The organism is Streptomyces sp. RPT161 (assembly GCF_027533845.1).
Lineage (GTDB): Bacteria > Actinomycetota > Actinomycetes > Streptomycetales > Streptomycetaceae > Streptantibioticus_A > Streptantibioticus_A silvisoli_A.
Genome location: NZ_JAPZVN010000004.1, coordinates 64,392 through 86,387, shown reverse-complemented (window position 1 = coordinate 86,387; position 21,996 = coordinate 64,392). Strand labels below are relative to the sequence as shown.

Sequence of the window (21,996 nt, the reverse complement as noted above, 5' to 3'; positions counted from 1 at the left end):
CGAAGGGAGACGACTGTTCGATGTCTGACACCGCAGTACGCAACGGCGGCACGGGCCCGTTCAAGGCGCGCGACCCGAAGCAGTCCGGGGATCCGGGTGACTTCGCGGTCCAGATCGCCGACCAGATCGAGAGCTTCATCGTCGCGGTGCGCGAAGTGGCCAAGGGCGATGAACCTGACAGCGCCGTACCGTTCCTGCTCCTTGAGGTCTCCCAGCTGATGCTCGCCGGAGGCCGCCTCGGCGCCCACGAGGACATCGTTCCGGACGAGCGCTACGAGCCGGACGTGGGTCCGGAGCCGGACGCCGACGAGCTGCGGGAGCGGCTGGCCGCGCTGCTTGAGCCGGTGGACGTCTACTCCGAGGTCTTCGATCCGTACGTACCGCGCAGCATGCCGGTCGCCTGCCGGATCTCCGACGACCTGGCGGACGTGGTCACCGACCTCAGCCACGGTCTGGCGCACTACCGGGAGGGCCGGGTCAGCGAGGCGCTGTGGTGGTGGCAGTTCTCGTACCTGTCCAACTGGGGGCCGACCGCCAGCGCCTCGCTGCGCGCCCTGCAGTCCCTGGTCGCCCATGTGCGGCTGGACTCGCCGCTGGACGAGCTGGACGGTCTGGACACGGACGACTCGGTCGGCGAGGACCAGCTCGCCGAGGAGGCGGGGAAGGTGATGGCCGCCGAGATCGGGGGCCGTCTCGGCGGGCAGAAGGGCTGAACGGTTGTGACGTGGCTTACGTCTCCGTGTGTCGCGGCTCGTAGCGGGCAGGATCCGGCGCGCAAGCGGCTGAGCGGCTGATCACGGAGTGAGCCTTGCGTCTCACACTGTGATACATACGCGGTGTATTCCGCCCGCTCGTTAGACTGAGCCGAACGCATACCCCCATGCGGGGTCTGGGGGCAGTCCCCCAGAAGACACAGTTGCGAGGAGCGCACGTGGGCCTTGTCGTGCAGAAGTACGGCGGCTCCTCCGTTGCGGATGCCGAGGGCATCAAGCGCGTCGCCAAGCGGATCGTCGATGCCAAGAAGAGCGGCCACCAGGTGGTCGTCGTGGTATCGGCGATGGGTGACACGACGGACGAGCTGATCGATCTGGCGCAGCAGGTTTCTCCGATCCCTGCTGGTCGCGAGTTCGACATGCTGCTGACCGCCGGAGAGCGGATCTCCATGGCACTGCTGGCGATGGCGATCAAAAACCTCGGACACGAGGCGCAGTCGTTCACCGGCAGCCAGGCGGGAGTCATCACCGACTCGGTCCACAACAAAGCGCGGATCATCGACGTCACGCCGGGCCGGATCCAGACCGCCATCGACGAGGGCAACATCGCCATCGTGGCCGGTTTCCAGGGGGTGTCCCACGACAAGAAGGACATCACCACCCTTGGCCGGGGCGGCTCCGACACCACCGCGGTGGCCCTCGCCGCCGCGCTGGACGCCGAGGTGTGCGAGATCTACACCGATGTCGACGGTGTCTTCACCGCCGACCCGCGGGTGGTGAAGAAGGCCCGCAAGATCGACTGGATCTCGTTCGAGGACATGCTGGAGCTGGCCAGCTCCGGCTCCAAGGTGCTGCTGCACCGCTGCGTCGAGTACGCACGCCGATACAACATCCCGATCCACGTCCGCTCGTCCTTCTCCGGACTGAAGGGGACCTGGGTCAGTAGCGAACCGCAAGGGGACCAGCCGATGGAGCAGGCGATCATCTCGGGGGTTGCCCACGACACGTCCGAGGCCAAGGTCACGGTCGTCGGGGTGCCGGACAAGCCGGGCGAGGCCGCGACGATCTTCCGTGCCATCGCGGACGCCCAGATCAACATCGACATGGTGGTGCAGAACGTCTCCGCCGCGTCCACCGGTCTGACCGACATCTCCTTCACGCTGCCGAAGACCGACGGCCGCAAGGCCCTTGAGGCGCTGGAGAGGACCAAGGGCGCCGTCGGTTTCGAGTCGCTGCGCTACGACGACCAGATCGCCAAGATCTCGCTGGTCGGCGCGGGCATGAAGACCAACCCCGGGGTCACCGCGAGCTTCTTCGAGGCGCTGTCCAACGCGGGTGTCAACATCGAGCTGATCTCCACCTCGGAGATCCGGATCTCGGTGGTCACCCGCGCCGACGACGTCAACGAGGCGGTGCGCGCCGTGCACACCGCGTTCGGCCTGGACAGCGAGAGCGACGAGGCAGTGGTGTACGGAGGTACCGGCCGATGACCGCTACCGATCGCAAGGACAAGCCGACCCTGGCCGTGGTCGGCGCCACCGGCGCCGTCGGCACGGTGATGCTGGGCATCCTGTCGTCCCGTGAGGACGTCTGGGGAGAGATCCGGCTGATCGCCTCGCCGCGCTCCGCGGGCCGCAAGCTCGTGGTGCGGGGCGAGGAGGTCGAGGTCATCGCGCTGAGCGAGGAGGCCTTCGAGGGCGTCGACGTGGCGATGTTCGACGTTCCGGACGAGGTCTCCGCGCAGTGGGCGCCGATCGCCGCCGCCAAGGGCGCGGTCGCCGTGGACAACTCCGGTGCATTCCGCATGGATCCGGACGTTCCGCTGGTCGTGCCGGAGGTGAACGCGCACGCCGCCCGCATTCGGCCGCGCGGCATCATCTCCAACCCCAACTGCACCACGCTGTCGATGATCGTCGCGATGGGCGCGCTGCACGCCGAGTTCGGGCTGACCGAGCTGGTGGTCTCCTCGTACCAGGCGGCATCCGGCGCCGGGCAGCCGGGAATCGACACGTTGCGCGAACAGATCAGCAAGGTCGGTGGGACGAACCTGGGCACCCAGCCGGGCGATGTCCGGCGCGCGGTGGGCGAGTTCGGGCCGTTCCCGGCACCGCTCGCGCTCAACGTCGTTCCGTGGGCCGGGTCGTTGAAGGACGAGGGCTGGTCCTCCGAGGAACTGAAGGTGCGCAACGAGTCGCGCAAGATCCTCGGCCTGCCCAACCTGCGGGTGAACGCCACCTGTGTGCGGGTCCCGGTGATCACCACCCACTCGCTCTCCGTGCACGCGCGGTTCGAGAACGAGGTGACGGTCGCCAGGGCGCACGAGATCCTGGGCAGCGCGCCGGGCGTCGTGGTCTGCGACAACCCGGGGGAGGGCGAGTTCCCGACCCCCGCCGACGTGGTGGGCACCGACCCCACCTGGGTCGGCCGGGTGCGCCGGGCGCTGGACGACCCGTACGCGCTGGACCTGTTCCTGTGCGGCGACAACCTGCGCAAGGGCGCGGCGCTGAACACCGCGCAGATCGCCGAACTGGTCGCCGCGGAACTGACCTCCGGCGGCTGAGGGGACGCACAATCTCCTTCTTTGTGAAGGACCTGTGACGAACCTGATGGTCTGTACCGCTTGAAGGGGACAGCCGCCGCGTTCGACAATTTCGCTCCCCGCCTTGCCGCAACCGGCAGTTGGCGGGGAGCGTCTTTGTGTCAGTGCCCTGCCATAGACGTGACTCGTCGGGGATCGGGAAAACCGGGACAGTGGGGATGAGTTGGTACGCATGCGGAAGCCGTACAACCCTGGCCAGGGGATGCGCGTCCAACAGTCGTGGCAGAGGCAGTCGGGATCGCAACCTGGGGGGCCGGGGGCGAGGCCCCCGCAATCGGCAAACCCGCAACCCCGCGCGGCAGGCGCACCTCGGCGGACCGCTACGGCTCGGCGTCCGGTGGTCTGCCGGTGATCGCGCCATGGCCGGTCGCCAAGTTGCCCTCCGAGGCCGTGAGCGCTGACAGCACAATGGCTGCGGGTACCACGGTCGACCACCTCACCGAGACCTACCGGGCCCACTACCGGTCGCTGCTCGGCCTTGCCGCACTGCTCCTGGACGACACCGCCTCCTGCGAGGACGTGGTCCAGGAGGCCTTCATCCGGGTCCACTCGGCCCGCAGCAGGGTCCGTGAACCCGAGAAGACCCTCGCCTACCTGCGCCAGACCGTCGTCAACCTCTCCCGCTCCACACTGCGCCGCCGCATCCTCGGGCTCAAGCTGCTGTCCAAGCCGATGCCCGACATGGCCAGCGCGGAGGAGGGCGCCTACGAGCAGCTGGAGCGCGACCAACTGATCCGCTCCATGCGGGGGTTGCAGCGCCGCCAGCGCGAGGTGCTCGTGCTGCGCTACTTCGCGGACATGACCGAGGCCCAGGTCGCCGAGGCGCTCGGCATATCCGTCGGCTCCGTCAAGGCGTACGGATCCCGCGGCATCGCCGCGCTCCGCATCGCCATGGAGGCGCCGGCATGACCCAGCACCCATCCGACCCCGATGTCCCCGACGGCATGCCTGAACAGAACCACTTCAACGACGCCGCCGACAACTTCGACGAGCTGGCGCTGCGCCGCCTGATGCGGGACGCGGTACGGGACATCGAGCCCGAGCCCGAAGCGCTCGACCGGCTGCGCCACGCGATCCCGGCCCGCCGCACCCGACGCCGCCAGGCCATGGTGGGCGCCGCCGCCGGGGTACTGCTCGTCGGCACCGCGGTTCCCGCCGTACTGCACGCCGCCGTCACCGGCGGCACCGACACCGTCGGCGCGGCCAACACCAGCAGCAGCCACACCACCGGCAGCAGCCCGGGCGCCGTCGGCGACACGGACCAGGCCGGCGGCGGATCGGGCCCGGCCGGTACGGCCGGCAGCGGCGGATCGGGCGGCGGCAGCACGGCGCGGCCCAGCCCGGTGCCCTCGGCCAGCCGCTCCGGCAGCCGCGGCGACACCGCGCCGCCCGGTGGCGTGATGACCGTCGCCTCGCCGAGCTGCGCCCGCGCCCAGCTCGGCAGGGGCACCGCCCAGACCGGCACACCCGACCAGGAGGGCCGGGTCTACGGTTCGTTCCGGGTCGTCAACGTCTCCAACACCAGCTGTACCGTCTCCGGCGAGGGCCAGATCGCGGTGACCGCGCAGGGCTCCACCGATCCCAGCAGGATCCAGGTCGTGGACCACACCGCGGGCGACCCGGCCAGCAGCCTGCTGCCCGACCCGGCGACCGCGCCGGACAGCGTGACGCTGCCCCCGGGCAAGGCGTACCAGGTCGACTTCGCATGGATCCCGGCCGCGGGCGGCGGCGCCTCCGGCTGCGCCACGACCTCGACCGGAGGGTCGACCGCCAGCGGCGGCGGAAACGGCGGATCCACCGGTGCCGGCACCAGCGGGCCGAACGCCGGCGACGCCGGGACCTCGGGCAACACCCCCGCCACCGGCACCACCCCGGCGTCCTCCGACTCCGGGTCGGGCGGCGGCGGTACGCCCACGTCGCCCCCGGCGGCCAACGGCATCACCCTGTCCAACACCCCCGACGCGGGCCCGCCGACCACCGCCTCCGCCACCATCAACGGAGCCTGCGCGGGCACGGTCTACCGCACGCCGGCGCTGCCCGCCTCATAGCCCGCCGTACCGCGGCGCGCCGGGGCCGGGTCCTGGCGGCACAGGCGCTGCCCGTACCGTTGAGGCGTGTACCGGTTCCTGCTGACCCCCCGCTGGCTGGGGATCCACCTGTTCGTGCTGCTCGCCATCCCGTTCTGCGTCTTCATGGGTACGTGGCAGCTCAGCCGGTTCGACGCACGGGTCGCCCAGCAGCACGCGGCCGAGCAGGCGCCCAAGCCCTCGGCCGCCGACGCGGTGCCGCTGCACGAACTGCTGCCGAACGCCAAGGCGCAGCTCACCCAGGCCGCCGCGGGCCGCGAGGTCACCGTCACCGGCCGGTACGACAGCGCCCACCAGCTGCTGGTCCCGGGCCGGACGCTGGACGGCAGGCAGGGCTTCTACGTCCTCACCCCGCTGCGCACCGACGGCGGCGCGCTGGCCGTGGTGCGCGGCTGGCTGCCCGGCAACGCCTCCGCGCCCGGTGCCATCCCGCCCGCGCCGGGTGGGCAGACCACGGTGCGTGGGACGCTCCAGGCATCGGAAGGCGTCGGCGACACCGGCGTCAACGCCAGTGGCGGACTGCCCGCCGGTCAGCTCGGCATGATCAGCTCCGCCTCCCTGGTCAACGTGGTGCCGTACCCGGTCTACGACGGCTGGGTCACGCTGGCCCACAGCCAGGCGCCGATGAGGCCGGTGCCGCCCGCCGCCGCGCCCAACACCGGGCTCGACATGCGGGCGTTCCAGAACCTGGGCTACACCGGCGAGTGGTTCGTCTTCGCGGGCTTCGTCGTCTTCATCTGGATCCGGTTGGTCCGCCGGGAGGCCGAGGTCCAGCGCGACCTGGCCCTCGGCCTGATCACCGACCCGGCGGACGCCTGAGCCACCCCGGGCTCAGCCCGCGACGCCGAGCCCCAGCACCCGGTCGGCGAACGCCAACTCCAGCCGCAGCTGCTTGATCCGCTCCTCGACCACCAGCGACCCGTGCCCGGCGTCGTACCGGTACACCTCGTGCACCTTGCCCAGGCTCGCCAACCGCTCGACGTAGTTGTCGATCTGCCGTATCGGGCAGCGCGGATCGTTCGTCCCGGCCGAGATGAAGACCGGCGCCCGCACCTGCTCCACGTACGTCAGCGGTGACGAGGCCGCGTACCGGTCCGGCACCTCCTGCGGCGAGCCGCCGAACAGCGTGCGGTCCAGCGCCTTGAGCGCCTCCATCTCGTCCTCGTAGCTCGCCAGGTAGTCCGCCACCGGCACCGCAGCCAGCCCCGCGGCCCACGCCTGCGGCTGCGTGCCGAGGCCGAGCAGGGTCAGATAGCCGCCCCACGAACCGCCCGCCAGCACCAGCTTGGCCGGATCCGCGAGCCCGGAGGCGACCGCCCACTCCCGTACCGCCGCGATGTCCTCCAGCTCGATCAGCCCGACCCGGTGCTTGAGCGCGTCCGTCCACTCCCGCCCGTAGCCCGTCGAGCCGCGGTAGTTGACGCGTACGACGGCGAAGCCGTGGTCCACCCAGGCCGCCGGAGCCGCCGCGAACGCGTCGCTGTCGTGCCAGGTGGGGCCGCCGTGGATGTCGAACACCGTGGGGAACGGCCCGTCGCCGTGCGGCTGTTGTACGAACGCGTGGATCCGGCCGCCCGGCCCCTCGACCCACACGTCATGCGCGGGCACCGACGGCGGTGCCGTGAAGCCGGGAACCTCCAGCACGGTCGCGCCCGTGCTGGACCGTACGGCGGGCGGCAGCGCGGCCGACGACCACAGGAACTCCACCGTGCCGTCCGGGCGGGCGGTCGCCGCGCTGATGGTGCCGGGGTCCGTCGGGATCCGGGTCAGCGCGCCGTCGGCGAACGCGTACCGCCACAGTTCGCTGCGCCCCTGGTGGGTGTGCTCGACCAGCAGGGCGGAGCCGTCCGGGTACCACTCGGCGGCCACGTCGCCCGGCAGGTCGATCGCCAGCTCGGTCTCCCGGCCGGTGGTGACGTCCCAGACCATCGGCTCCCACCGGCCGCGCCGCTGGTGGGCGACGAGCAGCCGGGTGTCACCGGCGACGGGAGCGAACCCCAGGCACTCCAGACCCAGCTCGCGCTCACCGCCAGCGGTGTCGTCCAACTCGGCGACGGTCGTGCCGTCCAGCGTCATGACCCGCAGTGACGAGTGCATGGCGTCACCGTGCTCGGTGTGCTCCACGGCCAGCAGCGTGCCGTCCTCGCTGAGGTCGCCGACGCCCGCCGACTCCGGGTGCCGGTAGACCAGCTCGGCCGGCTGGCCGGGCCTGACCACATGGATCGAGGTGCCCTCGTCGTCCAGCGACCGGCCGACGACCACCGTGCCGTCCCGCCCCAGGGCGAGCCCCGCCGGATACGAGGGCGCCAGCCCCGGCGCCCCCGGCTCGTCGTCCCCACCGGCGAACGGCTGGCGCATCCAGACCCCGAACTCGTCGCCGTCGGTGTCCGAGAACCACCAGATCCACTCGCCGTCCGGGCTCAGCGTCCCGTCCGTGGTCCCGTTCGGCCGGTCGGTCACCTGCCGCCGCGTGTCGGAGCGCCGGTCCCAGGCGTACAGCTCGTACGTGCCCGTGGCGTTGGAGACGTACAGCGAACGCTCCGGGGCGTCCTGCGCCCAGTCAGGCAGCCCCACGCGCGGCGCCCGGAAGCGTTTCTCCCAGTCCGGCATGGCAGCGAAGACATCACTCATGCCTCCCATTCAAACCCGACCGCCCGCCGTCCGGACCGGCGGTATCCCGCCGCACACCGTTCGGGTCCGCCGCGGGCGGTGCGGCCACCCGCCGGCCGGGGCTCACGAGGGGGCCGGGTGCTCGCGCAGCCGCACGGCGAGGGCGGCGATGTCGTCGTCGAGGCCACCGCCGCTGTAGTGCAGCAGGTCACGGTGGAGCCGGTCGAGCAGGTCGCGGGGGCGCATGGGGGTCTGCCGCCGCATCCAGTCCGCCAGCGGGAAGAACGCCCCGGTGAGATCGCGGGCCTCGGTGACACCGTCGGTGTACAGCAGCAGCTCGTCGCCAGGGGCGAAGTCGACGGAGTCGATGGTGTACTGATCGCCGATCAGCTCCGCGAGGTTGAGCGGTGGCGAGGGATCGGTGGGCTTCAGGACGCGCAGTCGCCCGCGGTTCAGCAGCAGCGGCGGGGGGTGCCCGCAGTTGAGGATCCTGAGGTGCCGCTCCTCGTACGGGATCTCCACGAGCAGGGCGGTGGCGAAGCGCTCCATCAGGTCGTCGGGGGAGAACGCGGAGGTGTGCCGGGTGCTGCTGGCCTCCAGACGGCGTGCGATGCCGCCGAGGTCAGGCTCGTCGTAGGCCGCCTCCCGGAAGGAGTTGACCACCGCCGCGGCCGTCCCCACCGCCGGCAGGCCCTTGCCCCGCACATCGCCGATGAGCAACCGCACCCCGTAGCGAGTGCCGACCACCTCGTAGAAGTCGCCGCCGATGCGGGCCTCCGCCGCGGCCGCGAGGTACAGCGACTCGACCTCGACGCTCCCGAAGCTGCGGGGCATCGGGCTCAGCACCACCTGCTGCGCCGCGTCGGCGACGAGCCGGACCTGGAAGAGGGTCTGCTCCCGCTGGAGCCGGACATGGCTTCCGTACGCGGCCGCCACGGTGACCGCGATGATCCCCGCGGCGGTGTACCACGTCCCCAGATCGGGGAACTCAAGGCTGATCCCGATCATGAGCAGCAGGCAGAACGTCCCCAGCAGGACGGTGGGAAGCACGGGCCACATGGAGGCGGCCAGGGCGGGTACCGCGGGCAGGATGCGGCTGATGGCGACGCTCCTGGGCGTGGCGAAGGCCAGGCTGGCGATGACAATGGCCAGCATCACCGGCAACAGCAGCTCGGGGGGCCACGGGCCGTAGGGACGACGACGTAGCCGCAGCCGTCCAGGCTTGATCACAGCCGATAGCATATCGACACAATGCGGACATAGCGCTTCGGCTGGCCGCGATCCGCCCCGGCGCCGGGCCGGGCCGCGCCGTCGGTGACGGCCGGTGGGGGCTCCACGGGCCGTCGGCGCGGCTTCTCGACACGCTGCTCCGGACGTGTCTGGCGACCCGTTAGCGACGGGTACTCGGGAGCAGGCTCCCCGGAAAGTCGCCCCAACGAGTCAGGGCCAGTCTCACGCGAGCGGAGACTGGCCCTGATCAGGTGTTTCACCAGTCGGGGTGGCGGGATTTGAACCCACGGCCTCTTCGTCCCGAACGAAGCGCGCTGCCAAGCTGCGCTACACCCCGGTGCAACGGGCTCTACTCTAGCGGACTCGTGACCGGAGGCGAAATCCGGTTTGGCGGCGCCCGGAGGCGGGACTCAGGCGCCGGGAGTCAGGGTGAGCAGGGTCGCCTCGGGAGGACAGGCGAAACGTACCGGGGTGTAGCGGTTTGTACCGCAACCTGCGGAAACGTGCATATAGGCGGTGCGGCCGCCCGCGCGATGGGTGGACAGGCCCTTCACCCGGCGGGTGTCCAGGTCGCAGTTGGTGACCAGGGCGCCGTAGAACGGCACGCACAGCTGGCCGCCATGGGTGTGCCCGGCCAGGATCAGCGGGTAGCCGTCGGCCGCGAAGGCGTCCAGGACACGCAGATACGGGGCGTGGACCACGGCGAGGGACAGGTCGGCGTCGGAGGAGGGGCCGCCCGCCACCATCCCGTAGCGGTCGCGCTTGATGTGCGGGTCGTCCAGGCCGGTGAGCGCGATCTCCGTGCCGTCGCCCAGCTTGAGCCGGCCGCGCGTGTTGTTCAGGCCGATCCAGCCCGCCGTGTCGAAGCTGTCCCGCATCTCCTGCCACGGGTTGTGGATCGCGCCCTGCACCGGCGGGTTGCCGTTGAGGCCGTGCTTGCCGTGCGCCCGCTCCACCAGGTAGCGGGCCGGGTTGCGCAGCTTCGGCCCGTAGTAGTCGTTGGAGCCGAAGACATAGGCGCCCGGCAGCTCCATCAGCGGGCCGAGCGCGTCCAGTACCTCCGGGACGGCCTCCGGGTCCGAGAGGTTGTCACCGGTGTTGATCACGAAGTCGGGACGCAGCCCGGCCAGCGACTGCAGCCAGCGGCGCTTCTTGTTCTGACCGCTCACCATGTGGATGTCGGAGATCTGAAGGACGCGCAACGGCCGCATCCCCGGCGGCAGCACGGGGACCTCGACCCGTCGCAGCCGAAAGGAACGGACTTCGAAGCCCGCGGCGTACACCACCGAGGCCGCGCCGACTGCCGTAATTCCCAGGGGGATCCCATAACGAGCGCGCATGCGCCCATCGTGGCAGACGTCCCGCACCGCTGGAAATCTTCCGGCGGCCATCGCATGCCCCATGGCAGACTCACGGTATGACCACGCTCAAAGCCCGGCTTCAGGACGATCTCACCGCGGCCATCAAGGCGCGCGACGAACTGCGCGCGTCCACGCTCCGTCTCACCCTCACCGCCGTTCACAAGGAAGAGGTCGCGGGCACCGAGGCCCGTGAGCTGTCCGACGCCGAGGTGGAGAAGGTGATCGCCCGCGAGGCCAAGAAGCGCCGTGAGGCGGCGGAGGCCTTCGACAAGGGCGGCCGTGCGGAGTCCGCCGAGCGTGAGCGGGCGGAGGGCGAGGTGCTCGCCGAGTACCTGCCCAAGCCGCTCAGTGACGAGGAGTTGGCCGCGCTGGTCGCCGAGGCGGTGGCCGAGGCCGCCTCCCAGGGCAGCGAGGGGCCGCGTGCGATGGGCGTGATCATGAAGCTGGCGAACAAGAAGGTCGCCGGTCGCGCCGAGGGCGGCCGGGTCGCCGCCGAGGTCAAGCGGCGCCTGGGCGACTGATACCGCCCTCGTGAAAAGCTCACAGGTGGGGCGCCCCCGGAGTTCCGGGGGCGCCCCACCTGTCGTTAGAACGCCTGTTTCACGTGAAACACGTCACAGGTCCTGCTCCTACGGCCAGTTGCCGCCGTTCTGGCCGCCGCCCAGCAGACCCGGCGGCAGGCTGATGGTCGGCCACGGGAACGCGTTGCCGCCGTTTCCATGGCCCTTGCCCTTCCCCTGGTCGCCAGGGTTCGGGCTGGGGTTCTGGCTGCCGCCCGGCGGGTTGCCGCCCGCCAGCGGGACCGTGGGCAGGCTCCCGGCCGGGGTGCCCGCGAGGGCGCCGCTCATGGCGTCCTTCCAGATCGGGCCCGGGGTGTCGGCGCCGAAGACCTTGTCGTGGTAGACGCCACCGATGGTGATGTTGGTCATCGACAGGTTCTTCGAGGGGCTGCCGACCCAGACCGCACCGGCCATGTTCGAGGTGTAGCCGACGAACCAGGCGGCGTAACGGCTGTCCGTGGTACCGGTCTTGCCCGCGCTGTCCCGGTCGGGCAGCCCGGCCTGCTTGCCGGTGCCGTCCTCGACCACGCCCTTGAGGAGGGTGTTGAGCGTCGAGGCGGTGTTCTCCGACATGGCCTGGGTGCAGGAACTCTGCGGTACGGGCATCGACTTGCCGTTGGCGTCGGTGATCGACTCGATGGCGACCGGTGTGCAGTAGACGCCGTGGTTGGCGAAGGTGGCGTACGCCGCGGCCATGGTCAGCGGACTGACCTCCTGGGTGCCCAGGGTGATCGACGGCACCTGGTCGATCGGGTTGCCGTCCGCCCGGTGCACACCCATCTTCGAGGCCATCTGCGTCACCGGGCAGACCCCGATGTCGCTGATGAGTTGCACGTAGTACGTGTTGACCGAAAGGGCCGTGGCCTTCTGCATGTTCATCGGCCCGACCTCGGACTTGTCCTCGTTGGACAGCGTCGAGCCGTAGGTGTTGACCCAGGGCTTGCCGCAGGTGTTGACCGGGCTCGGGTACGTCATCGAGTACGGCGCCGGATAAACGGTGTTGGGATTGGTGCCGCCGTCGATCGCCGCCGCGGCCGTGATGGGCTTGAACGTCGAACCGGACTGGAAGCCCCGGCCGCCGCCCATCGACTGGTCCACGTTGTAGTTGATCTGGGTCTCGTTCTGCCCGAAGCCGTAGGGCCGCGACTGGCCCATCGCCACGATCTTGCCGGTGCCTGGCTGCACCAGGGTCACGGCGGTGGCCACCGGGTCGGTCTCGTAGACGTGCTTCTGGATGGAGGCCTGGACGGACTGCTGGGCCTGCGGGTCCAGTGTGGTCCTGATCGTCATGCCGCCGGTGGTCCAGCGCTTGGCGCGGTCCTCCCGGGTCTTGCCGAAGACCGGGTTGTTCAGGAAGGTCTCGCGCACGTAGTCGCAGAAGAAGCCCGCGCCGCTGACGGCGGTGATGCAGCCGTTCCTCGGGGTGCTGGGCTTCAGGCCCAGCGGCTTGGCCTGCGCCGCGGTGGCCTGCGCTCGGGTGATGTCGCCGAGGTCGGCCATCCGCTTGAGCACCGTGTTCCGGCGCGTGATCGCCTCCTTGGGGTAGGCGATCGGATCGTAGTGGGTCGGTGACTGAACGATTCCAGCCAACAGGGCCGCCTCGTCGAGGGTCAGATCCTTGGCGTCCGTGCTGAAGTACCGCTGGGCAGCCGCTTGAATGCCGTACGCCTGTTCGCCGAAGAACGTGATGTTGAGGTAGTTCTCCAGGATCTGCTTCTTGCCCAGTTCCTTCTCGACCTGGATCGCGTACTTCAGTTCCTTGATCTTGCGGCCGATGGTCTGCTGGGTGGCCTGTGCGACCTTGTCGGGGTCGTCACCGGCCTCCTCGATGAACACGTTCTTGACGTACTGCTGGGTGAGCGTGGAGGCGCCCTGGGAGACGCCGCCCGACGCGGCGTTGGAGTTGAGCGCGCGCAGAATGCCCTTCATGTCGATCGCGCCGTGCTGCCAATAGCGCGAGTCCTCGATCGCGACGATCGCCTTCTGCATGGCCGGGTTGATCTGGCTGAGCGGAACCGAGGTGCGGTCGCGCGAATAGACGGTGGCGATCAGGCCCCCGTTGGCGTCCAGGATCTTCGTCGCCTGGCTCAGCGGCGGGCGCTTGAGTTCGCCGGGCAGCGCGTTGAAGTCCGCGACCGTGCCCTTGGCGGACAGCCCGATGGCGCCGGTGGCGGGCAGCGCGATGCCTGCCAGCACCACCCCGGACAGCACACTGACACCGAGGAACTTGGCGGCTTGCCGGGTCGTCGCCAGACCCCCGCCGGAGCGCTTGTAGGCCATGGGGAGCAGCCTACGTGTCGATTCTGAGGACGTACGCCCACCTGTTCGCCTAACCTGTGGAAGACGGACGCGTCAGTGAGTCGGGCGTTTGCCTCTCATCGTCACTCTTGTGGGTGATGAGAACTGTCCCGATTCCGGCATATGCCAGGGGCCTTGAGCAATATCCCGGGCAATGTGACCGTTATGCCCCGAGTTGCCGGTTTGAAAGCGGCTCCGAAACACGCTCACTCCGTTGGGTGATCTGTCGCGCACGCATAGTCCATTCGGGCCATTCAAGATTGGGCCTGAAAGGGCTGTTGTGCCGTGTCCTCCTTCCGTAACGTCCTCAACTGGCGACGGTGAATATGCCGCTGCCGCCGTGGGGGAGCCCCGATTCGGGAGAGGACGGCGCCAGCATGAGCTGGGTTACCGACTGGAGCGCGCAGGCAGCGTGCCGCACCACAGATCCGGACGAACTGTTCGTCCAGGGGGCGGCGCAGAACAGGGCCAAGGCGGTGTGCACCGGATGCCCGGTGCGTACCGAGTGCCTGGCGGACGCGCTCGACAACCGCGTGGAGTTCGGCGTGTGGGGTGGGATGACCGAGCGCGAGCGCAGGGCACTGCTGCGCCGCCGCCCGACGGTCACCTCGTGGCGCAGACTGCTGGAGACCGCCCGCCATGAGTACGAGCGCAGCATGGGCCTGCTGACCGCCGAGGTGGAAGAGGACTACGCGGCGGCCGGCTGACCGTTCGCCAACCGCTCTCCCACCGCCCGCAGACCCTCCAGGTCGTGTACGTCACCGGGCAGCGCGGCGACTTCGGCGACGGGCACGTCCGGATGCACCGAGGCGAAACGGTCGCGGGTGCGGCCCTCCCGGGCCACCACCTGCATCCGCTCCGCGTGCAGCCGCAGCAGGCCCGCCGCCAGGCTCTCCGCGGGCAGCCCGTCCGGCTCGGCGAGGATCTCCTCGGTGAAGGTCTTGCCCTCAGTTTTCCCTGTGACGTGATCGGCAATCCGGCCGTCGGTAAGATTTTCCACGGCGGGGCAGTCCACCGGATCGCCAACTTCCGCAGTAGTGACGGCACTTGGCGCCGGATCTCCGGCGCCGGGCCACTCCGCCGCCAAATCCTCCAACGCCTCGGCGGCGGCGAGCGCCCGTTCCGCCGTCAACCGCGCCGCACCGCTGGCGTGCACCCGGTTCAGCACCAGCCCGGCCAACGGCATGCGCTCCGCCGCCAGCCGCTCCACGAAGTACGAGGCCTCGCGCAGCGCGTCCCGCTCCGGCGCCGCCACCACGAGGAACGCCGTACCGGGCGCCTGGAGCAGCCGGTAGGTGGCGTCCGCGCGCTTGCGGAAGCCGCCGAACATGGTGTCCATCGCCGCCACGAACGTCTGCACGTCCCGCAGCAGATGCGCGCCGACCACCTTGTTCAGCGCGCCGGTCATCATCGACAGCCCGACGTTGAGGAACTTCATCCCGGCGCGTCCGCCCGCCTTCGCCGGGGCCATCAGCAATTTGATGAACTTGCCGTCGAGGAACGAGCCGAGGCGCTTGGGGGCGTCCAGGAAGTCCAGCGCGGAGCGGCTCGGCGGGGTGTCCACGATGATCAGGTCCCACTCGTCGCGGGCCCGCAGCTGGCCGAGCTTCTCCATGGCCATGTACTCCTGCGTGCCCGCGAAACCCGCGGAAAGCGACTGGTAGAACGGGTTCTCCAAGATCGCCTGGGCGCGCTCCGGCTCGGCGTGCTGGACGACGATCTCATCGAACGTCCGCTTCATGTCCAGCATCATCGCGTGCAGTTGACCGCCCGCGGACTCGTCGATGCCGTCCACCCGGCGCGGTGTGTTGTCCAGTTCGGTGAGCCCCATCGACTGCGCGAGACGCCGCGCCGGGTCGATGGTCAGCACCACGACCGTCCGGCCGCGCTCGGCCGCACGCAGCCCCAGGGCCGCGGCCGTCGTGGTCTTGCCCACCCCGCCCGAGCCGCAACACACGATGATCCGCGTCTCACGGTCGTCGAGCAGCGGATCGATGTCGAGCAACGGGGCCTGCCAGCTCATCGCCCGCCCTTCCTCTGCGTACCCGCGATCCCTTGTTCCCGCAGCGAGTTGGCCAGCCGGTACAGGCCGCCCACCTCGATGCCGTCACCGAGCAGTTCCAGTTCGTACGTCGGCAGGCCCAGCCCCTCGATCTCGGCGCGTTCGCGGCGCTCCAGCGCCACCCGCTCCGCGTGCTCGCGCGCCTGCTCCAGCAGGGGGTCCACCAGCCGTTCCGCCAGCCCGCCGCGGCGCGCGCCGCCGAGGCCCGCCTGGGACAGGGCCTTGGCCACCGCCGCACGGTGACCGCGCCGCTCCGTGCTGGAGGCGATGCGCACCGCCGCCTCGTCCAGTACCGCGGGGCGCAGCATGTTGACCACCACCGCGCCCACCGGCAGCCCGGCGGCGCGCAGTTCGGCGACACCGTCCACCGTCTCCTGGACCGGCATCTCCTCCAGCAGTGTCACCAGGTGCACCGCCGTCTCGGCCGACTTGAGCACCCGCATGACGGCCTGCGCCTGGTTGTGTATCGGGCCGAACCGGGCCAGGCCCGCCACCTCGTCGTTCACGTTGAGGAAGCGGGTGATGCGCCCGGTCGGCGGGGCGTCCATCACGACCGCGTCGTAGGCCCGTCCGCCGGACGTGCCCTTGCGGCGCACCGCCTCGCACGCCTTGCCGGTCAGCAGGACGTCCCGCAGGCCGGGCGCGATCGTGGTCGCGAAGTCGATCGCGCCGAGTTTCTTCAGGGCGCGGCCGGCCCGGCCCAGCTTGTAGAACATGTCCAGGTAGTCGAGCAGCGCCAGCTCGGGGTCGATCGCCAGGGCGTGGACGTCCCCGCCGCCGGGCGCCACGGCGATCTTGCGCTCCTCATACGGCAGCGCTTCCGTCTCGAAGAGTTGGGCGATGCCGCCCCGCCCCTCGACCTCGACCAGGAGGGTGCGCTTCCCCTCGTCCGCGAGGGCGAGCGCGAGGGCGGCGGCGACCGTGGTCTTCCCGGTCCCGCCCTTGCCCGTCACGATGTGGAGCCGGGTCGCCTGCTGCGCGGCCGCCGCCGGCGGCGCGGCTGAGTGTTGGGCGCTCACCCTTGTGAGCCTAACCAGTCGGTTCTGGATCTACGCACCGGGCCGGGTCGGCTCTCGCGTCGGCCGTGCGGCTCGTGGTGGTCTGGCGGCGGTGGCGCCGGGACGAGGCATTACAGTCACAGCCATGACCAAGTGGGAATACGCGACTGTGCCGCTGCTCGTACACGCCACGAAGCAGATCCTGGACACCTGGGGCGAGGACGGATGGGAACTCGTCCAGGTCGTTCCCGGGCCGAACAACCCCGAGCAGCTGGTGGCCTACCTCAAGAGGGAGAAGTCATGACTGCGCCGCGAAGCGCCTCGAACGAGGGCGGACGGGCGGGCATGAGCGCGGTTGAGGAGAAGATCGGCTCGCTCGGTCTGAAGCTTCCGGACGTCGTTCCTCCGCTGGCCGCCTACCAGCCCGCCGTCCAGTCCGGCAGCTACGTCTTCACCGCGGGCCAGCTCCCGATGGTGGACGGGACCTTGCCGCTCACCGGCAAGGTGGGTGCGGAGGTCACCGCCGAGGAGGCCAAGGACCTGGCCCGTACCTGCGCGCTCAACGCGCTGGCCGCGGTCAAGTCGGTCATCGGCGACCTGGACCGCGTCAAGCGGGTCGTGAAGGTGGTCGGCTTCGTCGCCTCCGCGCCGGACTTCACCGGCCAGCCGGGCGTGCTCAACGGCGCCAGCGAACTGCTGGGCGAGGTGCTGGGCGACAAGGGCGTGCACGCGCGCAGCGCGGTGGGCGTCGCGGTGCTGCCGCTGGACGCGCCGGTCGAGGTGGAGATCCAGGTCGAGGTCGAGTAGCCCGCGGTCCGCGAGCCCGGCCGGACCGGAACCGGGGGAGAAATAGCGGACATCCAGCGATAGCGTTACGGCATGACCACGACCAACGGGCAGTGGTTCCCGTCGACCTGGCCGGACCGGATCCGCGCCCTCGCGGGCGGTGCGCTCACGCCCGTACCACCGCGCCGGGCCGCGACCGTCCTGCTGCTGCGGGACTCCGCGGCCGGACCGCAGGTCCACATGCTGCGCAGACGCGCCTCCATGGCCTTCGCCGGAGGCGCGTACGCGTATCCGGGCGGCGGTGTCGACCCGCGCGACGAGCGCCCCGTCGGCTGGGCGGGGCCGCCGCCGCGGGTGTGGGCGGAGCGGCTCGGGCTGACGTCGGACGGCGACCCGGGGGCGACCGCGCAGGCCGTCGTGTGCGCGGCCGTACGGGAGACGTTCGAGGAGTCCGGGGTGCTGCTCGCCGGTCCGGACGCCGACTCGGTCGTGGCGGACACCACGGGCGAGGACTGGGAGGCGGACCGCCGGGCGCTGGTCAGCCGTGAGTTCTCGTTCGCCGATTTCCTGGCACGCCGTGAACTGGTGCTGCGGTCCGATCTGCTGGGCCCCTGGGCGCGGTGGATCACCCCGGAGTTCGAGGAGCGGCGCTATGACACGTGGTTCTTCCTGGCGGCGCTGCCCGAAGGCCAGCGCACCCGCGACGTCTCCGGTGAGGCGGACCGCACGGCGTGGCTGCTGCCCCGGGAGGCGGCATCCGGTTACGACCAGGGCGAGTTGCTGATGATGCCGCCGACCATCGCCACGCTGCGGCCGCTGGCCCGGTACGGGTCCGTCGCCGCCGCCCACGCCGACTGCGGTGCCCGCGACCTGGAACCGGTGCTGGCGCGCGCCCAACTCGACGGCGAGGAGATCGTGTTGAGCTGGCCCGGGCACGACGAGTTCACCCGACGCATACCGAGGCGGTCGTCCGGGGACGTCGCCGCGGACGACACCCGAGGAGCCGAGTGATGACCGCCGCGATACTGCCCGGCGCCCCCCAGCCCTCCGTCGGCGGGCCCGCGACCGCGCGCGCGGTGTGCGTGCTGGCGCCGAACCCCTCGCCGATGACGCTGGACGGTACGAACACCTGGCTGGTCTGCGAGCCCGACTCCGACCTCGCCGTGGCGATCGACCCGGGGCCGCGGGACGAGACGCATCTGCGCAATGTGCTGGCCGTCGCCGAGAGCATGGGCAAGCGCGTCGCGCTCACGCTGCTGACCCACGGCCACCCGGACCACGCCGCGGGCGCCGCGCGGTTCGCCGAGCTGACCCGGAGCAACGTCCGCGCGCTGGACCCGGCGCTGCGGCTCGGCGACGAGGGCCTGGCGGCCGGCGATGTGATCAGCACCGGCGGGCTCGAACTGCGGGTGGTGCCGACGCCGGGCCATACGGCGGACTCGCTGTGCTTCCAACTGCCCGCGGACCGGGCGGTGTTGACCGGCGACACGGTTCTCGGGCGCGGTACGACCGTGGTGGCCCACCCCGACGGGCGGCTCGGCGACTACTTGGACTCGCTGCGCCGGTTGCGGGCGCTGACCGCTGACGGGGCCGTGGAAACGATTCTGCCCGGGCATGGCCCGGTGCTGTCCGACGCACGCGGCGCCGTCGAGTACTACCTGGCGCACCGCGCCCACCGGCTCGCCCAGGTGGAGACCGCGGTGGAGCAGGGCCACACCACGCCCGCGCAGGTCGTCGCCCAGGTCTACGCGGACGTCGACCGCGGCCTGTGGCCCGCCGCCGAACTGTCCGTACGGGCCCAGCTCGACTACCTGCGCGAACACGGCCTCATCTGAGGCGGGCGAGGCCCCACGGGGGGCGCGACCCGGGATAGGGAACCTCAACAGCGCGGGGCGCGGGGGCGAAGCCCCCGCACCAACCCGTGACGACCGGGCGTCAGCGGGACCGCTTGGCCAGTCGCTCGACGTCCAGCAGGATCACGGCGCGCGCCTCCAGACGCAGCCAGCCGCGGCCCGCGAAGTCGGCGAGCGCCTTGTTGACCGTCTCGCGCGAGGCGCCGACCAGTTGGGCCAGCTCCTCCTGCGTCAGGTCGTGCACGACGTGGATGCCCTCGTCGGACTGCACGCCGAACCGGCGCGACAGGTCGAGCAGCGCCTTGGCCACGCGGCCGGGCACGTCGGAGAAGACCAGGTCCGACATGTTGTCGTTGGTGCGGCGCAGGCGCCGGGCGACGGCGCGCAGCAGCGCGACCGAGACCTCGGGCCGGGCGTTGATCCACACCTGGAGGTCACCGTGGCCCAGCCCCAGCAGCTTGACCTCGGTCAGCGCGGTCGCGGTGGCGGTGCGCGGGCCCGGGTCGAAGAGGGACAGCTCGCCGATCATCTCGGCGGGGCCCAGTACCGCGAGCATGTTCTCCCGGCCGTCCGGTGAGGTGCGGTGCAGCTTCACCTTGCCCTCGGTGACCACGTAGAGCCGGTCGCCCGGGTCGCCTTCGTGGAAGAGGGAGTCACCCCGCGCGAGGGTGACCTCCGTCATGGAGGCGCGCAGCTCAGCGGCCTGCTCATCGTCTAGCGCCGCGAACAGCGGAGCGCGCCGCAGAACGTCGTCCACGAGGTCTCTCCTTGTTGATTTCACCGACCGTGTCCAGTCCCCATAATGCCGGACGGTAAAACAGTGCTATCGATCACAAGTGTGACCTATAGTGCCGCGCCCGTGTCCTTCGGGGTCGGATTGTGCCGCGAATCGTGATGGTCAAGGGCGGATGTCGGTGCCGAGGCTTAGGCTGGCCGGGTGCCTGATACGCCAAGTGCGCGCAAGAAGCAGCAGGGTGGAGGGTCCGTACGGGTGACCCGCGACCCTGATTCCGCTGTGAGCGAACAAGCTCCCCGTACGGCCGCGCCCGGAGTCGGGGCGAAGGCGGACCCCGGTGCCGACGCGCCCGACAGGGCGCCCAGGAGGTCCGGCAAGGTCACCTCCAAGGCGGCCGAGGACGCCGCCGCGAAGATGGTCGCCAAGGCGACCGCCAGGAGCGCGGCGAAGGCCGCCACCAGGACGGCGGCCAGGACCGCGTCCAAGGCCACCGCCGAAAGCGCCGCCAAGGCACCCGCCAAGACGGCGAAGGCCGCCGCCAAGCGCACGGCCAAGACCGCCGCCAAGCGCACCGCCAAGACCGCCGCGACGAAGCCCGCCGCCAAGGCCGCGGCGAAGACCGCCGCCAAGAGCGCGCCCGCCAAGGCCGGCGCTGCCGCCGCCAAGCCCGAGTCCCGCACCGCGCTGGTGCGCCGGGCGCGGCGGATCAACCGCGAACTCGCCGAGGCCTACCCGTACGCCCACCCCGAGCTGGACTTCGAGAACCCCTTCCAGCTGCTGATCGCCACCGTGCTGTCCGCCCAGACCACCGATCTGCGGGTCAACCAGACGACTCCCGCGCTGTTCGCCAAGTACCCGACCCCGGAGGCGATGGCGGCGGCCGACCCGGAGGAGCTGGAGCAGTTGCTGCGGCCGACCGGGTTCTTCCGGGCGAAGGCCAAGTCCTGCCTGGGCCTTTCGGCGGCCATCCGCGACCGCTTCGGCGGCGAGGTGCCCAACCGGCTGGAGGACCTGGTCACCCTCCCCGGGGTGGGGCGCAAGACGGCGAACGTCGTGTTGGGCAACGCCTTCGGCGTCCCAGGCATAACAGTCGACACGCACTTCGGCCGGCTGGCCCGCCGCTTCGGCTGGACCACCTCGGAGGACGCGGTGAAGATCGAGCAGGAAGTCGGCTCGCTGTTCCCCGAGAGCGAGTGGACGATGCTCTCGCACCGGTTGATCTTCCACGGCCGTCGCGTCTGCCACTCGCGCAAGCCCGCCTGCGGCGCCTGCCCGATCGCGCCGCTGTGTCCCTCGTACGGTGAGGGAGAGACGGACCCGGCCAAGGCGGCCAAGCTGCTCAAGTACGAGTTGAGCGGAGGCGCCGGCCAGCGCCTCAAGCCGCCGCCCGGCTTCCCCGGCAAGCCCGCACCCGCGTTGGGGGCGGAATGACGGATGCTCCGGAGGTGTCGCTGAGCGAGCTGCCGGACTGGCTGGCTCCGGTGGCGAAGATGGCGCCGAGCGTACGGCCGGAGCAGTTGAGCCGCTTTCTGCCGCCTGACTCGGGCGGCCGTCCCTCCGCGGTGCTGATCCTGTTCGGGCAGGGGGAGCACGGCCCTGAGCTGCTGTTGATGGAGCGCGCCCGGCAGTTGCGCTCGCACGCCGGGCAGCCGTCGTTCCCCGGCGGTGCGGTCGACCCGGTGGACGGTGACCCGGAAGGGGAGGGTCCGCTGCGGGCCGCGCTGCGCGAGGCGCAGGAGGAGACCGGGCTCGATCCGCTCGGCGTGCAGGTCTTCGGCGTCCTGCCGCGGCTGTACATCCCGGTGAGCGGCTTCGTGGTGACGCCGGTGCTGGGCTGGTGGCGCGAGCCGAGTCCGGTGCGGCCGGTCGATCCGGCGGAGACCGCACGGGTGTTCAGCGTTCCGGTCGCCGATCTGGTGGATCCGGAGAACCGGCGGATCGTCACGCATCCGAGCGGCTTCCGCGGTCCCGCGTTCCTGGTGTCAGATGTCCTGGTCTGGGGGTTCACGGCCGGATTGATCGACCGGATCCTGCACTTCTCCGGGTGGGAACGGCCGTGGGACCGTGCCAGGGAAGTCCCGCTCAGCGCCCGCGCGTGAGACG

Annotated in this window: 21 protein-coding genes and 1 tRNA gene; 14 read left to right on the top strand and 8 right to left on the bottom strand. The window is 70.9% G+C overall.

The window, feature by feature from the left end:
* Positions 1 to 20: 20 nt before the first annotated feature.
* From O5O46_RS11375 to O5O46_RS11350, 6 genes are all read left to right on the top strand, one after another.
* Complete coding sequence (locus tag O5O46_RS11375; protein WP_269855229.1) at positions 21 to 713, top strand: DUF5063 domain-containing protein; 693 nt, start codon at positions 21 to 23, stop codon at positions 711 to 713.
* A 218-nt stretch (positions 714 to 931) separates the two neighbouring features.
* On the top strand, positions 932 to 2,203 hold the full coding sequence (locus tag O5O46_RS11370; RefSeq protein WP_269855228.1) for an aspartate kinase: 1,272 nt from the start codon (positions 932 to 934) through the stop codon (positions 2,201 to 2,203).
* A complete protein-coding gene (locus tag O5O46_RS11365; protein ID WP_269855227.1) occupies positions 2,200 to 3,273 on the top strand; it encodes an aspartate-semialdehyde dehydrogenase in 1,074 nt (357 codons plus the stop codon). The genes O5O46_RS11370 and O5O46_RS11365 overlap by 4 nt, the downstream gene beginning before the upstream one ends.
* 312 nt (positions 3,274 to 3,585) lie before the next feature.
* On the top strand, positions 3,586 to 4,221 hold the full coding sequence (locus O5O46_RS11360; protein ID WP_269855562.1) for a SigE family RNA polymerase sigma factor: 636 nt from the start codon (positions 3,586 to 3,588) through the stop codon (positions 4,219 to 4,221).
* Positions 4,218 to 5,360, top strand: a complete 1,143-nt coding sequence (locus O5O46_RS11355; protein ID WP_269855226.1) for a hypothetical protein — start codon at positions 4,218 to 4,220, stop codon at positions 5,358 to 5,360. Before O5O46_RS11360 ends, O5O46_RS11355 begins: the two co-directional genes overlap by 4 nt.
* Positions 5,361 to 5,426: 66 nt before the next feature.
* Positions 5,427 to 6,218: an SURF1 family protein gene (locus tag O5O46_RS11350; RefSeq protein ID WP_269855225.1), complete on the top strand. Its 792-nt coding sequence runs from the start codon at positions 5,427 to 5,429 to the stop codon at positions 6,216 to 6,218.
* A 12-nt stretch (positions 6,219 to 6,230) separates the two neighbouring features.
* Here O5O46_RS11350 and O5O46_RS11345 read toward each other — a convergent pair whose 3' ends face one another.
* The 4 genes from O5O46_RS11345 to O5O46_RS11330 all read right to left on the bottom strand — a co-directional run bounded on the left by O5O46_RS11345 (position 6,231) and on the right by O5O46_RS11330 (position 10,579).
* Positions 6,231 to 8,030 (bottom strand): S9 family peptidase, encoded by a 1,800-nt coding sequence (locus O5O46_RS11345; protein WP_269855224.1) that lies wholly within the window; start codon positions 8,028 to 8,030, stop codon positions 6,231 to 6,233.
* A 102-nt stretch (positions 8,031 to 8,132) separates the two neighbouring features.
* Entirely contained in the window at positions 8,133 to 9,239 is a 1,107-nt protein-coding gene (locus O5O46_RS11340; protein ID WP_269855223.1) for a PP2C family protein-serine/threonine phosphatase, read from the bottom strand.
* Between the two features lie 263 nt (positions 9,240 to 9,502).
* Positions 9,503 to 9,576: transfer RNA gene (locus tag O5O46_RS11335), tRNA-Pro, on the bottom strand.
* 73 nt (positions 9,577 to 9,649) lie between these two features.
* On the bottom strand, positions 9,650 to 10,579 hold the full coding sequence (locus O5O46_RS11330; RefSeq protein ID WP_269855222.1) for a metallophosphoesterase: 930 nt from the start codon (positions 10,577 to 10,579) through the stop codon (positions 9,650 to 9,652).
* 77 nt (positions 10,580 to 10,656) lie between these two features.
* Between O5O46_RS11330 and O5O46_RS11325 the strand changes: the two genes are divergently transcribed.
* Positions 10,657 to 11,121, top strand: coding sequence for a GatB/YqeY domain-containing protein (locus tag O5O46_RS11325; protein ID WP_269855221.1), 465 nt, complete (start codon positions 10,657 to 10,659; stop codon positions 11,119 to 11,121).
* A gap of 108 nt (positions 11,122 to 11,229) precedes the next feature.
* Here the strand turns inward: O5O46_RS11325 and O5O46_RS11320 are convergent, their stop codons facing one another.
* Complete coding sequence (locus O5O46_RS11320; RefSeq protein WP_269855220.1) at positions 11,230 to 13,440, bottom strand: transglycosylase domain-containing protein; 2,211 nt, start codon at positions 13,438 to 13,440, stop codon at positions 11,230 to 11,232.
* A gap of 395 nt (positions 13,441 to 13,835) precedes the next feature.
* Here O5O46_RS11320 and O5O46_RS11315 point away from each other — a divergent pair, with 395 nt between their 5' ends.
* Positions 13,836 to 14,165 carry a WhiB family transcriptional regulator gene (locus O5O46_RS11315; protein ID WP_269855219.1) on the top strand — a complete coding sequence of 110 codons (330 nt, stop codon included), beginning with the start codon at positions 13,836 to 13,838 and terminating at the stop codon, positions 14,163 to 14,165.
* Here the strand turns inward: O5O46_RS11315 and O5O46_RS11310 are convergent.
* Together O5O46_RS11310 and O5O46_RS11305 are read right to left on the bottom strand one after the other, a co-directional pair.
* Complete coding sequence (locus O5O46_RS11310) at positions 14,147 to 15,481, bottom strand: ArsA family ATPase (RefSeq protein WP_269855218.1); 1,335 nt, start codon at positions 15,479 to 15,481, stop codon at positions 14,147 to 14,149. The genes O5O46_RS11315 and O5O46_RS11310 overlap by 19 nt on opposite strands.
* Positions 15,478 to 16,539 (bottom strand): ArsA-related P-loop ATPase, encoded by a 1,062-nt coding sequence (locus O5O46_RS11305; RefSeq protein WP_269855217.1) that lies wholly within the window; start codon positions 16,537 to 16,539, stop codon positions 15,478 to 15,480. Before O5O46_RS11305 ends, O5O46_RS11310 begins: the two co-directional genes overlap by 4 nt.
* 124 nt (positions 16,540 to 16,663) lie before the next feature.
* Here O5O46_RS11305 and O5O46_RS11300 point away from each other — a divergent pair, with 124 nt between their 5' ends.
* The 4 genes from O5O46_RS11300 (at position 16,664) to O5O46_RS11285 (ending at position 19,139) form a co-directional block, all read left to right on the top strand.
* A complete protein-coding gene (locus tag O5O46_RS11300) occupies positions 16,664 to 16,822 on the top strand; it encodes a DUF4177 domain-containing protein (protein WP_017947820.1) in 159 nt (52 codons plus the stop codon).
* A gap of 41 nt (positions 16,823 to 16,863) precedes the next feature.
* The gene (locus tag O5O46_RS11295; RefSeq protein ID WP_269855561.1) at positions 16,864 to 17,325 is read left to right on the top strand and encodes a RidA family protein; all 462 of its coding nucleotides are present in this window, start codon (positions 16,864 to 16,866) and stop codon (positions 17,323 to 17,325) included.
* 72 nt (positions 17,326 to 17,397) lie between these two features.
* Positions 17,398 to 18,315 carry an NUDIX hydrolase gene (locus O5O46_RS11290; RefSeq protein ID WP_269855216.1) on the top strand — a complete coding sequence of 306 codons (918 nt, stop codon included), beginning with the start codon at positions 17,398 to 17,400 and terminating at the stop codon, positions 18,313 to 18,315.
* Positions 18,315 to 19,139, top strand: a complete 825-nt coding sequence (locus O5O46_RS11285) for an MBL fold metallo-hydrolase (protein ID WP_269855215.1) — start codon at positions 18,315 to 18,317, stop codon at positions 19,137 to 19,139. Before O5O46_RS11290 ends, O5O46_RS11285 begins: the two co-directional genes overlap by 1 nt.
* A gap of 100 nt (positions 19,140 to 19,239) precedes the next feature.
* Here the strand turns inward: O5O46_RS11285 and O5O46_RS11280 are convergent, their stop codons facing one another.
* Positions 19,240 to 19,914 carry a Crp/Fnr family transcriptional regulator gene (locus O5O46_RS11280; RefSeq protein ID WP_255931744.1) on the bottom strand — a complete coding sequence of 225 codons (675 nt, stop codon included), beginning with the start codon at positions 19,912 to 19,914 and terminating at the stop codon, positions 19,240 to 19,242.
* 393 nt (positions 19,915 to 20,307) lie between these two features.
* Between O5O46_RS11280 and nth the strand changes: the two genes are divergently transcribed.
* Positions 20,308 to 21,324 (top strand): endonuclease III, encoded by a 1,017-nt coding sequence (gene nth / locus O5O46_RS11275; protein WP_269855560.1) that lies wholly within the window; start codon positions 20,308 to 20,310, stop codon positions 21,322 to 21,324.
* Complete coding sequence (locus O5O46_RS11270) at positions 21,321 to 21,992, top strand: NUDIX hydrolase (protein WP_269855214.1); 672 nt, start codon at positions 21,321 to 21,323, stop codon at positions 21,990 to 21,992. The genes nth and O5O46_RS11270 overlap by 4 nt, the downstream gene beginning before the upstream one ends.
* The last annotated feature ends 4 nt before the right edge of the window (positions 21,993 to 21,996 follow it).